Annotated in this window: 14 protein-coding genes; 11 read left to right on the top strand and 3 right to left on the bottom strand. The window is 57.8% G+C overall.

Translation table 11 applies throughout. From position 1 onward, the window contains the following. Positions 1-68: 68 nt before the first annotated feature. On the bottom strand, positions 69-1,025 hold the full coding sequence (locus QOM10_RS19955; RefSeq protein WP_316916831.1) for a cellulase family glycosylhydrolase: 957 nt from the start codon (positions 1,023-1,025) through the stop codon (positions 69-71). 293 nt (positions 1,026-1,318) lie between these two features. Here QOM10_RS19955 and QOM10_RS19950 point away from each other — a divergent pair, with 293 nt between their 5' ends. The 8 genes from QOM10_RS19950 (at position 1,319) to QOM10_RS19915 (ending at position 10,977) form a co-directional block, all read left to right on the top strand. Further along, positions 1,319-1,759, top strand: coding sequence for a low molecular weight protein-tyrosine-phosphatase (locus QOM10_RS19950; protein WP_127929137.1), 441 nt, complete (start codon positions 1,319-1,321; stop codon positions 1,757-1,759). A gap of 39 nt (positions 1,760-1,798) precedes the next feature. Next, a complete protein-coding gene (locus tag QOM10_RS19945; RefSeq protein WP_160041193.1) occupies positions 1,799-4,027 on the top strand; it encodes a polysaccharide biosynthesis tyrosine autokinase in 2,229 nt (742 codons plus the stop codon). Between the two features lie 40 nt (positions 4,028-4,067). Next, the gene (locus QOM10_RS19940) at positions 4,068-5,150 is read left to right on the top strand and encodes a glycosyltransferase (protein WP_316916830.1); all 1,083 of its coding nucleotides are present in this window, start codon (positions 4,068-4,070) and stop codon (positions 5,148-5,150) included. 15 nt (positions 5,151-5,165) lie between these two features. Next, positions 5,166-6,278, top strand: a complete 1,113-nt coding sequence (locus QOM10_RS19935) for a polysaccharide pyruvyl transferase family protein (protein ID WP_316916829.1) — start codon at positions 5,166-5,168, stop codon at positions 6,276-6,278. Then, positions 6,275-7,507: a polysaccharide biosynthesis C-terminal domain-containing protein gene (locus tag QOM10_RS19930; protein WP_316916828.1), complete on the top strand. Its 1,233-nt coding sequence runs from the start codon at positions 6,275-6,277 to the stop codon at positions 7,505-7,507. The genes QOM10_RS19935 and QOM10_RS19930 overlap by 4 nt, the downstream gene beginning before the upstream one ends. Next, a complete protein-coding gene (locus tag QOM10_RS19925) occupies positions 7,498-8,601 on the top strand; it encodes a hypothetical protein (RefSeq protein ID WP_016986717.1) in 1,104 nt (367 codons plus the stop codon). The genes QOM10_RS19930 and QOM10_RS19925 overlap by 10 nt, the downstream gene beginning before the upstream one ends. Before the next feature lie 12 nt (positions 8,602-8,613). After that, complete coding sequence (locus QOM10_RS19920; RefSeq protein ID WP_316916827.1) at positions 8,614-9,660, top strand: acyltransferase; 1,047 nt, start codon at positions 8,614-8,616, stop codon at positions 9,658-9,660. A gap of 186 nt (positions 9,661-9,846) precedes the next feature. Beyond that, entirely contained in the window at positions 9,847-10,977 is a 1,131-nt protein-coding gene (locus tag QOM10_RS19915) for an SGNH/GDSL hydrolase family protein (RefSeq protein ID WP_160041187.1), read from the top strand. Between the two features lie 142 nt (positions 10,978-11,119). Here the strand turns inward: QOM10_RS19915 and QOM10_RS19910 are convergent, their stop codons facing one another. Both QOM10_RS19910 and galU read right to left on the bottom strand, forming a co-directional pair. After that, a complete protein-coding gene (locus QOM10_RS19910; protein WP_102902263.1) occupies positions 11,120-11,524 on the bottom strand; it encodes a mannose-1-phosphate guanylyltransferase in 405 nt (134 codons plus the stop codon). Positions 11,525-11,553: 29 nt separating this feature from the next. Continuing rightward, positions 11,554-12,387, bottom strand: coding sequence for a UTP--glucose-1-phosphate uridylyltransferase GalU (gene galU / locus QOM10_RS19905; RefSeq protein ID WP_316916826.1), 834 nt, complete (start codon positions 12,385-12,387; stop codon positions 11,554-11,556). Between the two features lie 393 nt (positions 12,388-12,780). Here galU and galE point away from each other — a divergent pair, with 393 nt between their 5' ends. From galE to QOM10_RS19890, 3 genes are all read left to right on the top strand, one after another. Next, positions 12,781-13,797 carry a UDP-glucose 4-epimerase GalE gene (gene galE / locus QOM10_RS19900; protein WP_316916825.1) on the top strand — a complete coding sequence of 339 codons (1,017 nt, stop codon included), beginning with the start codon at positions 12,781-12,783 and terminating at the stop codon, positions 13,795-13,797. Positions 13,798-14,027: 230 nt separating this feature from the next. Further along, positions 14,028-14,264: a hypothetical protein gene (locus QOM10_RS19895; RefSeq protein WP_007910552.1), complete on the top strand. Its 237-nt coding sequence runs from the start codon at positions 14,028-14,030 to the stop codon at positions 14,262-14,264. Positions 14,265-14,408: 144 nt separating this feature from the next. Then, positions 14,409-15,470: a polysaccharide biosynthesis/export family protein gene (locus QOM10_RS19890; protein ID WP_127929129.1), complete on the top strand. Its 1,062-nt coding sequence runs from the start codon at positions 14,409-14,411 to the stop codon at positions 15,468-15,470. The last annotated feature ends 11 nt before the right edge of the window (positions 15,471-15,481 follow it).

Genomic DNA, 15,481 nt, shown 5'->3' with positions numbered 1-15,481 from the left:
GAATACGATGCCAAAACAGCCAACAGGTTCAAAGCAACCGACCTGCGAACAGGCCGGTTGTATCTGCGCTACTGGACGTTCAACAACGCTTCGACCGACATGCGCGCCGGTTTCGGTTGCCCGTCGGACGTCAGCAGGCCGAAGTTCTTCTCGCGTTCATTGCTGCCCGTCTCGCTGTTCTTCCATTCGTAGATGGAGGTCAGCGGGATGTTGAGTTTTTTAACATCGCCGATAAACGCGTTGATCTTGCTCGCCTGACCTTCGGCACCGCCGTTGGACGCGAGTGCCGAGATGCCCCATTCACTGATGACGCCCGGCAGATGGAAGTTCTGCTGAATAAACGCCTGCGCGTTGCTGATCTGGGCGGCCGTCATGCCATACGGGTGATAGGACACGGCGCTCAAGCATTTCGGGTATTCACTGACAATGCGGTTCAGCGCCACGGTGGAAGCCGAGCCTGCGCTGGGTGGCCGGGCGAAACCGTAGCCGATCACCGGCGTCGATGGCGGCTGTCCTTGCAGCGACTTGCACACCGCGCTCATGAACGGCACAAACGTGGTGTCGAACTTGCCCGTCGGCCAATAGGTTTCCAGATCGGGTTCATTCCATAGTTCGATCGCGACCAGTTGCGCGCTGTACGACTGTTGCAATCCGGTCACCGCTTTGGCAAAGCCTTCACCGGCCGTGGCCAGATCTGCAGTAGACCCGGCGGGCAAGGGTTTGATCGCGCGAACCGTCAGCAGAACCGGCAGCCCGGCGGACCTGGCCGCCGCAAAAGCATCGCTGACTTGTTGCTGATAAGCCTTGGCCGTCAGGCTGTCGCTCCACACGCCGAAGCGGACAAAACCGAAGCCGGCCGATTTGATCTGCGCGGCGTCGGCAGCCGTGAAGTTCTGGATCTTCACCTGAACGCCGATGTTCTTCGCCGGAAGGTTTGGAAACGTTTCGCTGGCGTGCAGCGGGGTTGTTGCACCCATTGCCATCAGCGCCAGCGCGCCGAGTCGTTTGAGATGTGCTGATTTCATGTCTGCTCTCCCGAAGAGAAGTGACAACTACGAATATTGATCTCGTTACCCGGTTTTCGAACAAGATGATGGCACTTAGTGCGTGAATGTTATTTTTTGTCGGAAATCAAACAGCCGAAAATCACAGTTATTTTTAGTCCGCTAATTGTGGTTGGGGGACTTTTAGACGCTGTGGTACTTAATGCTCCAGTACTAACAGGGCGAATCTATTTCTGAGTGCAGGAAGATCTTGAGGGTTCATTCAAATGCTCTCGGGATGTTGGCCGTTTGACATTACACAGGAAAGTAAAACCTTGTTCAGAAAGATCCTTGTTGTTTGCGTTGGCAATATATGCCGGAGTCCGACGGCAGAACTGTTATTGCGCAATGCGCTGGGCTCCTCGCCCATCACCGTGGCGTCCGCAGGGCTTGCTGCCCGGGTCGGCGAAGGTGTCGAGGCTTCGGCCCGGCAGGTCCTCGAAGATCACGGACACAGTGCCGAAACATTCCAGGCACGGCAACTCACAGCCGACATTGTCAATGAATCGGATTTGATTCTGGTGATGGAAAAACAGCATGTAAATCAGGTGCTGAAAATTGCCTCTCATGCCCGAGGCAAAGTATTTCTGCTCGGTAAATGGCAGAGCGAGCGCGAAATACAAGATCCGTATCGTCAAGGCAAGGCCGCTTTTATTCATGCCCATGCATTGATTGAAGATGCTGTCAGCTCATGGGCACAACGCCTCGCGCGTTGATGAATATTCTTCAGATCAATGAATGGTAAGAACAGACTTATGCAGTTACCGTCCGTAATCGGCACCCGCGACAATGATCAAGACAGTATTGATCTGCTCGGTATATTCGGCAGTTTGATCGACCAGAAATGGTTGATCGGCGCACTGACCGGGGCCTTCATGGTCACCGGTGTGGCCTACGCGGTATTGGCCACGCCCGTGTACCTGGCGAATGCGCTGGTGCAGGTCGAGCCGAAAAAGAACGACATGCTCGGTTTCTCCGACCTCAACAGCATGCTCGGTGGGCAATCGCCGTCGGTGACCGAAATCGGCATCATCAAATCGCGCGCGGTGATCGGCAAAACCGTCGACGACCTGCGCCTGGACATCGATGTCACCCCCAACACCTTCCCGATGATTGGCGGCTTTCTCGCCCGGCGTTATCGCGGCGAGACCGAAACCAGCGTTGCTGCGCCGCGTTTCGGCCTGAACAGCTATGCGTGGGGCGGCGAGCGCCTGGAGTTTGCCCGGCTCAATCTGCCCAAAGAACTGCTGGGCAAGAAACTCACCCTGATTGCCGGCGAACAGAAGCACTTCCAGTTACTCGATGACAACGACAACCTGCTGGTGGAAGGCGTCGCCGGCGAAGCGTTCGCGCAGGACGGTGTAGAAGGGCAGATCACCCAGTTGTTGGCCAATCCCGGCACGCGTTTCGAAGTGGTGCGCAACCCACGGATCGTGACGATTCAGGGTTATCAGGACGCACTGGATATCTCCGAGCAGGGCAAGGAATCGGGGATTATCAAACTGGCGCTGGCCAGCAGCGACGCCGCTGAAGCGGTGAAGATTCTCAACAAGATCGCCGCGCTTTATGTCGATCAGAACGTGCGCCGCACCTCGGCGGAAGCGGCGCAAAGTCTGGCTTTCCTGCAAAGCCAGTTGCCGCAGGTCAAGCGTGATCTGGCCAAGGCCAGCGATGCGTTGAACGCCTATCAGACCCACGGCAAGACCGTGAACATCTCGCTGGAAACCCAGTCGGTGCTCGGTCAGTCGGTGGCGCTGGAAACGCGGATTTCCGAGCTGAAAATGCAGCAAGCGGAGATGGACCGCAAATTCACCAAACAGCATCCGGCCTATCGCGCGTTGATGAGCCAGATCGGCGAGCTGACCCAGCAACAGAAATCGCTGGAAGGCAAAGTCGGCGATCTGCCCGCGACACAGCAGGAATTGCTCAACCTGACCCGCGATGTCGAAGTCGCTTCGCAGATCTACACGCAGTTGCTGAACAAATCCCAGGAACTGGACATCGTCCGCGCCGGTGCCGTCGGTAACGTGCGTTTGGTCGATGCAGCAGATGTCGATCTGACCAGCCCGGTCAAACCGAAAAAAGCCTTGATTGTGCTGATTGCTACGTTCCTAGGCGCCTTTGTCGGCGTGGCGCTGGTGCTGCTGCGCAAATCCCTGAGCCGCGGTCTGGAAGGCCCGGAAGCCATCGAGCAACTTGGCTTGCCGGTGTACGCGTCGATTCCGTACAGCGCCTTGCAGGATGAAGAAGACAACAAAAAAGGCCGCGCCCGCGACGGTGTCGACAAACCGGCGTACCTGTTGGCCCTGCGTAATCCGACGGATCTGTCGATCGAATCGATCCGCAGCCTGCGCACCTGCCTGCACTTCGCCGGGCTCGATTCGACCAACAACCGCATCATGATTTCCGGGCCGAGCCCGCAGGTCGGCAAAACCTTCGTCTCGTCCAACCTTGCCGCCGTCATGGCCCTGAGCGGCCAGCGCGTGGTGCTGATCGATGCCGACATGCGCAAAGGTCACCTGCACAAAACCCTCAACACGCCGATCACCAACGGTTTGTCCGACCTGCTGGTCAAGCGCTGCAGCATCGATCAGGCGATCAACAAAATTGAAGTCGACAACCTGCACTTCATCAGTCGCGGCCAGGTACCGCCCAATCCCTCCGAGCTGCTGATGCACGCCAACTTCCGCGATTTGCTCGCCGAACTGAGTGAGCGCTACGACCTGGTGATCATCGATACGCCGCCGCTGCTGGCGGTGACCGATGCCGCGATTGTCGGCCGTGAAGCCGGGATCAGCCTGATCGTCACGCGCTTCGGGGTGAACCCGGCCAAGGAGATCGAACTGACCATTCGCCGCTTCGCGCAGAACGGCATCGAGCTCAAAGGCGCGGTGTTCAACGGCGTCGAGAAGCGTGCCGCCAGTTATTACGGCAACGGCGGCTACGGCTATTACAACTACGAATACGCGTCCGACAAATCCTGACTGTCAGCGACTGTTTTTTCCTGTTTGAAGTGGGTGATTTGTGAAGAAAATACTGCACGTGGCAGAGACGATCAAAGGTGGCGTCGCGACGGTGATCCGGACGATTTCGGCTTCGCCGGAAGGTGATGCGGCGAACTACGAGCTGGTGTATCTGGTCCCGGATGATCAGGCCAAAGAGTTGCACGGCATCGGTGCGCAGCAGATCCGCACCTTCCCGCGCACCGGGCGCAACGTGCCGTCGCTGCTGCGTTTTGCCTGGCGCCTTACCCAGGTGATGCTCAAGGAAAAACCCGACGTGGTGCATTTGCACAGCACCTTTTCCGGGGTGATCGGCCGGTGCGTGTGTGTGCTGCTGCGACCGTGGCGCAAGCCGAAAATCGTCTACTGCCCGCACGCGTTTTCGTTCCTGATGGAAAGCTCGCCGACCAAGCAGAAAGTCTATGCGTGGATCGAGCGGGTGCTGCAGAAAGTCACCGACGTGATCATTTGCGTCAGCCAGTACGAACTCGACAAAGCCGCGCGCTTCGGCATCGAGCGCAAGCGCATGACGCTGATCTACAACGGCATTCATCGCAAGGAAGACGCGCAGAAAGCGATTGGCAACGAGCCGATTCATCTGCTGTTCGTTGGTCGCCTGGATTATCAAAAGGGCTTCGATGTGCTGCTCAAGGCTTACGCCAAGGTGCAGCGCAGCGACATGAAACTGACCGTGGTTGGCAGTGCCGTCAATGAGGACGCGGTCGAGTGCCCGCCGATGGATGGCGTCGAGTACCTGCCGTGGGTCACCCCGAGCGAAGTGCAGGCGCTGTATCAACAATCCGATGCGCTGATCGTGCCGAGTCGCTGGGAAGGTTTCGCCATGGTGCCGCTGGAAGGCATGGCCATGGGCTTGCCGGTGATCGCCAGCAATTGCACGTCACTGCCCGAACTGGTCACCAACGAAGTGTCTGGCTACGTCTTTCCGTCCGGTGATCACCAAGCGCTGGCCGATGTGCTGACGATTATCCAGAAGCCGCGTTTGCTCGACCTCGGCAACCAAGGACGCAGCATTGTCCGCGAGCGCTTCAGTGCCGCGTTGATGATTCGCCAGACCTACGACCTGTATCGCGCTCCCACTTTTTAAGTAGAACTCAAGCATATGAACGTAACGATTTTGCATGGCTACAGTGCGTCCAACTCCGGTGACGGCTTGCTCGTCGATCTGGCCATCGCGCTGGTGCAGCGCAACTTTGGCGAAGACACCGCGATCAGCGTCGTGGCCTCCGACCCGGAATCTTTCAGCTACTTGCCGCACCCGCGTTTCGACGCGCCGGTGATGGCGGCCAAGGGTTTGGGCCGGGTCAAACAAGCGGTGTTCCTCAATCAGTCCTACGCCGGGCTGGCGGATCTGCTGAAGAAAACCGATCTGATCGTCGGCGTCGGCGGCGGTTACATGCGCTCGAAAAGTGCCTTCGAACACATCAAGCTGAAACTCGGCCACGCCAAGCAACTGGAAACCGCGATCCTCAGCAAAGTGCCGTCGGTGTACCTGCCGCAAAGCATCGGCCCGTTCCACGGCGAGAGCAGCAAGATCGTCGAGCACTACGCTAGCGCCGATGCGGTATTCGTGCGTGACAATCGCTCCTCGGCGATTTTCGATGCTTGTGCAAACGTCTACCGCGCGCCGGATCTGGCGGTGCAGTCGTTGGCGAGCAAAATCCTCCAGCAGGCAAAATTCACCCGCTGCGCGTCTTCGCCAGCCACCGTGTGCGTGGTACTGCGCAAGCCGCCGGAGTGGAGCAAGGAAAAGAAAGTCGCTTACGTGGCCAATCTGAAAGTGCTGCTGCAGCGTTTGAAGAACAAAAGCAAAGTGGTCTGCGCCGTACAGAGCGCGGTGCGTGGCAACGATGACGGCGCTTTTTATCGCGAGCTGGGTATCACTGAAGATCTGTTGTCGCTGAAGGCGACGATTGCCAAATACCAACCGGACCTGGTGATTTCCGTACGCTTGCACGGCGCCATCGAGTCGCTGCTTTCCGGCGTGCCGGCGTACCACATCAGCTATGAACGCAAAGGCTTCGGCGCCTATCAGGACATGGGGGTCGAGGACTGGGTGATCAACGGCGGCGACATCAATGTCGACACCATCATCGACACGGTTTATGCGCCGAATGCGCTGGCGAATTTCGGCAAGCGCCTGACCGATACCTGCCGAGAAATCGAAGCGAAAACCGTGGCCATGGACGAGATCATCAAAGGTGTCGTTCGATGATATTTCGGCTGCTGCTTCGCGGCGGAGCGTTGGGCGCGAAGTTTTTGCTGGTTTTGGCGATCACCCATTACCTCGGTTATGAGGCACTGGGCTTTTACGGCGTGGTGGTCGCGGCATCGCTGATTGCGTCGAAGTTCTACAGCGTCGGTTTCAGTTCCGAGATCAATCGCTTGATCAGCGTCGGCGGCAGTTCGCGCCGGGTGGTCGATAAAGTCCTGCTGCTGTATCTGGCGGTGGGGTTGTTGTTGTCGGTAGCGACGGTGCTGATTTATTCACTGTTCCAGACAGTTGAAGCGCCGGCCGCGCTGATCCTTTGCGTGACGCTGGTTTTGCTCACTGAGCACCTGTCGTTCGAGATCAACTCTTTCGTGTTTTCTGCGCAGAAAGCCACGGCGGGCGCATTGCTGTTCTTCATCAAGACCGGCCTGTGGGCGCTGTTGGCGGTGGGCGGGATGATGCTCGATTGGGTCTCGGGAATCGCCAGCGTGCTGTGGCTGTGGGTCGCTGCCAACGTGCTGGTGATCATCGCCGGTTATCTGATCGTGGTGAACGTGCACAAGGGCCGGGTTGCCGGGACGCTGGCCACGGGCACCGTATGGAAGGCCGGCTTGCCGTTCTACCTCGGCACCGGGCTGATCGCGCTGAGTCAGTACGCCGAGCGCTTTCTGATCATCGACCTGGAACCCTACGCCAGCCTCGGTAAATACGTGTACGCATGGTCGGCGGCAAACACTTTGCAGGCGTTGTCCTATGCGGTGGTGGCGGTGGTCGGGATTCCGGTGCTGGCCAAGCGTTTTCAGGCTGAGCAACAGGCGTTCACGGTCAAGCAACTGTTCATCAACAAGTGGGTGATGCGCTCGCTGCTGGTGTCGGCGGCGGTGGCGGTGGCGATCTATGTGTTTTTCAACGTGGTGCTCGATTACGTCGCCACCAGCGTGCCGCGTCCGGACAATGCGATCCTCGGAGTGCTGATCTTTTCCTTCGCCTTGCGCGCGATTGGCGACATCGTCTGGGGTGGTCTGATTGCTTCGAAAAACAGCCGGGTGTCATTGGCCAGCGCTGCCATTTGCTTGTTGGTTTCGGTGCCGGTCAGCTATCTGTTGATCAAGCACTATTCGATCTACGGCGCGGCGTGGGGCAACGTCTTCGCGATCATCGTGCAGCTCGTGGTGATTGCCGTGCTGACTCGCGCAACCGCTGCGAAAAAGGCTGCGTTTTCATGGGCCTGAAACTGCCGTGCATCGAGTTTCGTGGCAAGAGACTCGATTCGTATGTCTCGTTCCTGATCCTTTTCACCGGGCTGTTTCTGTCGGTGGCCATGCCGCTGCTGATTCCGCGTGATCCAGGCCCGGATGCGATGACCTTGTGGTCGTCCTACGCCCGTGCCGACAACTGCAACTTCTGGAACCCGTTCTCGCCCGATCGCTCGTCCTACGAGTGTTCGGCGTTCCTGCTGCGGCCCACCGGGATCAACCTGACCAATGCTTGGGCCTACGGCATGTTCTGCAACTTTTTCCTCACGGCGATTCCGGTGGTGGTGTTTCGGCGCATGCCGTTGGCGATCTTCGGCACGCTGTGTCTGTGGGGGATTGTGCGCTCGTTCTTCCTGGAGAATCTGACCAAGGAAATCATTGTGTCGGTGGCGGTGTTGAGCATTTTGCTCAGCTCGCTGACGCGTAAATATCGCGGTGGTTTTTTCCTTTCCGCGGTGATCTACGGTGTGCTGATCCGGCCTTACTGGATTCTGTTTTCGCTGTCGTGGGTCGGCGTCTGCGTGATGAAAAAGTATGTGTCGCGCACGACGTTCTTTCTGATGCTGTTTCTGTTTTACCTGGCGGTGGCGATGTCGATTCAGCTCGCACTGGGCTTCCCGGTGTCGTCGATTCGCGCCAGTAACAACGAACTGCGCACGGCGGGCGAGGAGGGCTCGAAATCCTTGATCGTGTCGTGGCTCAGCGGCAGCGACTTCGTTTCGCAGGCGCTGGACTCGATGATCATCTTCTTCCGGCTGTCATTCCCGGTGGAGCTGATTCTGCTGTCCGGCCCGGGTCAGGTGATCTTCGTCGCGTTGATGATCATGACCGCCTTGCTGCTGTTCAAAGTCATCACCTCGACCGATTACAAGGGCGCGCCGATCCAGACCAAACCCAAGGAACTGATCGCCATTCCGCTGGCGTTTCTGCTGGTGCAAGGGTTGTTCGAGCCGGACTTCGGCTCCTTCGCCCGACACTTCTCGATGGTGGTGCCGGTGTTGTTTGTCGGCCTGGGCTTGATGCTGCGGGCGAACAAACCGGTGCAGGTTGAATCAAGAATTCTGAATTGAGGCAGGTGCTTTATGTCGAGCAAGAAAAAGTCCCTGGAGATTGAAACCCTGCGTGGCCTGGCGTGCCTGTTGCTGGTGCTCTATCACGTCATCGGGCCGTTGGGCGGCGGGTTGAAGATCGATATCGGCTCGCCGTTCCGGGTCATCGCCGACTCGATGGTGTACGTGCGCATGCCGCTGTTCACCTTCATTTCCGGGTACATCTATTCGATCTACAAAATTCGTGGCAACGACTTTTCCGCGTTCTTCAGCGGCAAGGTGCGCCGCTTGATCGTGCCGCTGTTTTGCGTGGGTGTACCGTTCTCGGTGTTGCAGGCTGTCGGGCCGGGGGTGAACAAGGATGTCGGTGTGATCGACGCGTTGTTGTCGTTCTGGGTGCCGATCAACCACTTCTGGTTCCTGCAGGCGGTGTTCATCATTTTCATGTTCGTCGGGCTGCTGGAGTGGCGCGGGATGCTGCGTTCGTCGACGCGGCTGTATGGGCTGTTTGCGTTTGCGGCGCTGCTGTTTTTGTTGCCGCCGTTCAAGTTCGATGCGTTCGGGATCAACGGGGCGATTTATCTGTTGCCGTTTTTTGTCGCGGGGATGATTGGCCAGGAGAATGTCGACGTACTGAAACAACGCTTCAAAGTGATCGGGCCGCTGGTGTTTGTGCTGATTTCGCTGACGCTGTTGTATGTCGCGGCGATTGATCGCGAGCTGATTGTTGATCGTCGCAGTCTGATCGGGTTGACCGTGGGTTGCGTGTCTTGCATCGCCTTGCTGTCGAGTGATGTGCGCTCGAAGGCGCTGACGTGGCTCGGTGGTTATTCGTATGCGATCTTCCTGTTCCATGTGCTGTTCGCGGCGACGTCGCGGTTTGTGCTGGGACGGTTGGGAGTGAAGGATGAAAGCCTGCTGGTACTCGGTGGCTTGAGTTGTGGCTTGCTTGGGCCGGTGGTGTTGTCGATGGTTTTCAGCCGGTTCAATTTCACTTCGGTGTTGTTCCTTGGGGAGCGGGCGGCGAAGAAGAAACCGTTGGTGCCTGTCACTCCGGTGGTGCAAACCCACAGCAGCTAAGAGCTTCGCGAGCAGCGGATCTTTGTCGAACACAATCCCTGTAGGAGTGAGCCTGCTCGCGATAGCGGTGGGTCAGGTAATGAAATGCTGACTGACAGACCGCTATCGCGAGCAGGCTCACTCCTACAGTTGATCTCTGTACACCCAAGCATTCAGTGGGCCATTTCAGACTGAAGGAAATTTTGCATGTTGGCAGTAGATGACGCTCAACCCGTCGCGGCGTCGGTGGTTCAGGTGGGCGATGCCCGCGAGCGTTTTGCGCAGTGGCGTGAAGGCAAGTCTGGCAAGGTTTTGTCGGTCTCGGTGATCGGCGACAGCTACAGCGCCGGGCAGGATTTTTACCTGAACAAACTGGTGCAGCGCGTGGCCGGGGAAGTGGGTTTTGCCGGGCCGGGTTATGTCGGTTTCAACCACGGCGCGGCGCTGGGCGGCACGCATTTCAAATACACCCGCAGCAGTGACAAGTACTTTGGCGGCGACTGGAAGGTTTCAGACCTGGGCCAGGCGAGTCCGGACAGTCGCACGGTAACAGGCCGGCCCGGCGCATGGTTGCAAGTGGATGCGAGTCCGACGCCGCGCATCGATACCGCTGTCACTCAGGCGAAACTGCTTTATCTGGGCAACGGCGAATCCAGCGAGATCCGCTATCGCTGGTCTCCCGCGCAAGACTGGCAACCCCTGAAGCTTGAAGGTTCGGGCGTGCAGGAAGTACCGCTGACAGGCCTCTCGGCAGCGAAAGACTGGTCCTTCAAACTGGAAGTGGTGAAGGGCGCGCCGACGTTGTTCGGCCTGTGGATGAGCAACGATCAGAATGGCGTGCGGGTCTCGAAGCTCGCGGCATCGGGTGCGGCTTCTGCGGATTTCTATCACCAGGATCCGCAGTGGCAGGTGCAGTGGAAAGCTGCCGTGTCGAAGATCCCCGCGGATGTTTACCTGATCATGCTCGGTGGCAATGATCAGGGCTTCGGCGTGAAGCCCGCGCAGTATCTGCAGAACGTTCAGGGGCTGGTGGGCATGCTGCGTGAGATTCAGCCGCAGGCGAGCATCAACCTGATCATGCGTCAGGACACCACGCGCTCCAGTGCGTATCCGATGTCGGCGTACGCGCAGGTGCTTGAACCGTGGGCGCTTGAGCAGCGTCTGGGGTATGCCAATCTGCAGTGCGCGTTCGGGCCGGACGTCAAACGCTACGCCGCTGCGATGATCGGCCCGGACAAGATTCATCCGGTACCGGCCACGGGCGGGAAGGTGATTGCTGACTACTTCTATGGCTGGATCACCGGCGCCAAGGATCGTTGCGACGCCTCCCCTAAATAACACGCAAACCCCAGAGCGGTGATCGTTCCCACGCTCCGCGTGGGAATGCCGCCCGGGACGCTCCGCGTCCCTTCGCTGGGTGACGCAGAGCGTCACTGGATGCGTTCCCACGCAGAGCGTGGGAACGATCAGGTGAGGGGAGTTATTCGAAGGCGTCGACCTGCTCGAGCAATTCCGCAATCTTCTGCGGCATCAGCCGCGTATCGCACCGAGTCTCAACGTTGATGATGATCGCCGGGTCATTGCAGCAAATCCGCACGCGAAAACGCCAGTCGCTGAAGATCACTTTCAGACCATCGCGATCATCCATTTCCAACGCCTGCTCGCCATAGAGCTTTTTCAAATGCGCGAGCAGTGGATAGGGATCACGCAGCGGTCGGCGGATATCACCGGACGCCGGAAACACGCCAATCCGCTCCACCAGCAGAATCGTGCCCAGCCAGGTTTCGTTGGCGCTGGGCAACGGCTGATGGCGGGACAACCAGCTCATCACCCCGAGGTTACCCACCTCGCGTTCAATCTCTACGGAATGTTGTGCAATGTTCATGGTGGCCTCGTTGGGGGAAGGGAGCCGTCTCAGCGGCCCTTGAGATAGACGTTTTCGTAGCAGAAATTGGTCGCCTGCAAATAGCCCTCGGCGTCACCGCAGTCAAAACGCAGGCCTTTGAATTTGTAGGCCAGCACGCAACCGTTCTGCGCTTGTTTCATCAACGCGTCAGTGATCTGGACCTCGCCACCCTTGCCCGGTTGGGTGTCGGCGATCAGGTCGAAAATATCCGGGGTGAGGATGTAGCGGCCGATGATTGCCAGGTTCGACGGCGCGTCTTGCGGGGCCGGTTTTTCCACCATGTTGTTGACCCGATAGATGCCTTCGGACATCAGTTCGCCGGCGATCACACCGTACTTGTGGGTCTGGTCGGCCGGGACTTCCTGGATGGCAACGATCGAGCAGCGGAATTTCTTGTACAGCTCAATCATCTGGGTGAGTACGCCGTCACCTTCCAGGTTCAGGCATAGGTCATCGGCCAGCACCACGGCGAACGGCTCGTCGCCGATCAGTGGACGGCCACTGAGAATCGCGTGACCCAGGCCCTTCATTTCCACCTGACGGGTGTAGGAGAAGGTGCAGGTGTCGATCAGTTCACGGGTTCCGGCGAGGAATTTCTCTTTCTCGGTGCCACGGATCTGGTGTTCGAGTTCGTAGCTGATGTCGAAATGGTCTTCCAGCGCACGCTTGCCGCGACCGGTGACGATGGCCATGTGTTGCAGACCGGCGTCCCGCGCTTCTTCAACGGCGTATTCGATCAACGGCTTGTTGACGATCGGCAGCATCTCTTTCGGCATGGCTTTGGTGGCCGGCAAGAAACGCGTGCCATAGCCGGCAGCGGGGAACAAACATTTACGAATCATAAAAGTATCCTGGACAGTCATGGAACACAGGCGACGGATGCGCGCACTAATACAGGGCGTGCAAGTTTCAATGTGGGATTGAAGGCTTACTTTAATACCCGAGTCAGGTTATTAATGGCAAATGCCAGTGACGGTAAAACACGACAATGTTATGAGATGTCGGTTAGTTGCTTGATAGTTATTTTTAGTCGGTATCTGTTGATAGTGATGAGTGCGCGGGGAGTGCTAATAAGTAGCGGACAATACAGTCTGACCTGCAAAAATATTTATTGCCAGTCATTGAACTAGTTTTGTTTTCGGTTGTTGTCGCCTCGTTTGTGTGGATTGTGACACATATCTATTCAATAAGGCTTGACACGCTAACTTGTCACTTATCCAAAGACGGACCGCGCTATGAAGATTCTGGTAACGGGTGGTGCCGGCTATATCGGCTCGCATACCACACTTGCATTGCTTGAAGCAGGTTATGAAGTTGTCGTGCTGGATAATCTTTGCAACAGCAGTGAAGCCGCATTGCACGCCGTTGAAACCATCTGCGGCAAGAGTGCCTGGATGATCCGCGGCGATGTCTGCGACCGCGCACTGCTCGACCGGATTTTCCGCGAGCACAACATCGAGGCAGTGTTGCATTTTGCCGGCCTGAAAGCGGTCGGCGAGAGCGTACGCAAACCACTTGAGTACTACGAGACCAACGTCAGCGGCAGCATTACGTTGTGCCAGGCAATGGCGGCGGCGGGGGTGTTCCGCCTGGTGTTCAGCTCGTCAGCCACGGTGTATGGCGAGCCTGAGCAGATGCCGATCCGCGAGGATTTTCCCACTGGTAATCCGACCAATCCCTACGGCCAGTCCAAGCTGATCGTCGAAAACGTGTTGCGTGACCTCAGCCAGGCCGAGCCGCGCTGGAGCATCGCCTTGCTGCGCTACTTCAACCCGATCGGCGCCCACGCCAGCGGCCATATGGGCGAAGACCCCAACGGCATTCCGAATAATCTGGTGCCTTACATCAGTCAGGTGGCGGTCGGCAGCCTGCAAGAGCTGTCGATCTTCGGCAATGATTACCCGACTGTGGACGGCACCGGCGTGCGCGATTACATCCACGTCGTCGATCTGGCGGACGGGCACTTGAAGGCGTTGCAGTCGATCTCCGGGCGTACCGGCATTCACACCTGGAACCTCGGCACCGGCGATGGCTACAGCGTGCTGCAAGTGCTTCACGCTTTCGAACAGGCCTGCGGGCAACCGGTGCCGTACCGGATGATGCCGCGCCGTTCCGGGGATATCGCCGAGAGTTGGGCCGATGCTTCCAAGGCTGCGAAGGAACTTGGCTGGAAAGCCACGCGCAACTTGCAGGACATGGTCACCGACACTTGGCGCTGGCAATCGAACCATCCCAACGGCTACTTGCGATGATGGCCATTTAGCCCAATGTTATTTTCAGTCAGCTTGTTAGATAACGTCGGGAAATTACACTGGCAATGCCTTTTGCAAGTCCGTAGATATAAACCTGCCGTTCGACTTTTATCAGTTGGGTAAGACTGTGAAAGAACAACGGATCTTGTTCGCGCTTTTTGCGGACTTGAACTCACCACCGCTAACTCAGGCCGGTTTTTTAACAGGTCGAATGTTAGAAAGGAGTTGATATGAAAAAAGTGATGGCAGTTGCCCTGTTGACGATGTTGAGCAACTGGGCTGCCGCCGCTGAAGCACCGCTGACAGCGGTAACCAATGTAGGTGGCAACGTGGCGGCTTCTCAAGCGCCCGCAGCCAGTACTGCAATGGTTGCCAGTGCTGTAGCGGCGTCTAACAGCGGTGGCAGTGCCAACGGCGGTACCACCGGTACGACGGGTACCACCGGTACAACCGGCACGCATAACTAACAGGAAGTTCTGTTAGTGCAGTACAGGGTCGCCCGACGCAAGTCGGGTGACTTTGTTTTTGGATTCGCCCTTGAATAGCGTAGTGCCATTATGACTCGTAGTGTTTATCTTTTAATGTTGGCAAGTCTCGCTTTGCAAGGTTGCATGTTTTCCCCCGGTCAATACCTCAGCACCAGCAGCATCACCCGTCAGGGTGCCAGCGAAAGCAGCCGGGTCGAGCTGATTCCGATCACGCCCAAGCTGATCGCCATGAATCGCTCCACGCAAAAGCGTGAGTCGCTGCCGCCGGAGCTGTTGGCAACCCCGGCCGAATACCGCATCGGCAACAACGATGTTCTGTACATCACCGTGTGGGATCACCCTGAGCTGACGGCCCCCTCCGGCGCGCAACAACAGATCGATGCCAACGGCCGTCTGGTGCGTTCCGATGGCACGCTCTATTACCCGTTCATCAAGGAAGTCCAGGCTGCCGGCCGGACCATCCAGCAACTGCGCTCGGACATCGAGCAACGCTTGTCGGCGTTCATTGCCGAACCGCAAGTCGATGTCGCGGTGTTGCGTTTCGCCAGCCAGAAAGTCGTGGTCACCGGAGCGGTGGCCAAGGCCGGCCCGCAAGCGATTTCCACCAATCCGCTGAGCGTGGTCGAAGCCCTCGGCTCGGCCGGTATCGATACCAACAACGCCGATTTGTCCGGGCTGCTGCTGACGCGTAATGGCCGCACCTATCCGCTCAATCTCGACTCGCTCAATCAGCAGGATTCCGAGTTGCAGAACGTCTTCCTCAAGGGCGGCGATCAGCTGTACCTGCCGTACAACGACAACAAGCGCATCTACGTGATGGGCGAGGTCAACCAGCCGCGTGCGCTGAGTTTCAAGACCGCGACGATGAACCTCACCGATGTGCTCGGTTCGGTCGGTGGCTTGAGCCAGACCACCTCCAACGGCAACGCGGTGTACGTCATTCGCGGCGTAGAAAACCTCGATGTCGAACCGGCGAAGATCTACCAGCTGGAAGCCGAGTCGCCGACTGCCATGGCGCTCGCGTCGCACTTCGAAGTGCGTCCTCAGGACGTGGTGTACGTCGGGCCTGCCAACGTGACTCGCTGGAATCGCTTGATCAGTCAATTGGTGCCGTCGGCATCGATTGTCGGCACTGGCGCTTCCGCTGCGAAGAACTGGAGCGAATACAGTAACAACAGCAAATAAGGCCGCCGACT

The organism is Pseudomonas sp. P108 (genome assembly GCF_032613195.1).
Lineage (GTDB): Bacteria > Pseudomonadota > Gammaproteobacteria > Pseudomonadales > Pseudomonadaceae > Aquipseudomonas.
This window is presented reverse-complemented; position numbering and strand designations above follow the sequence as displayed.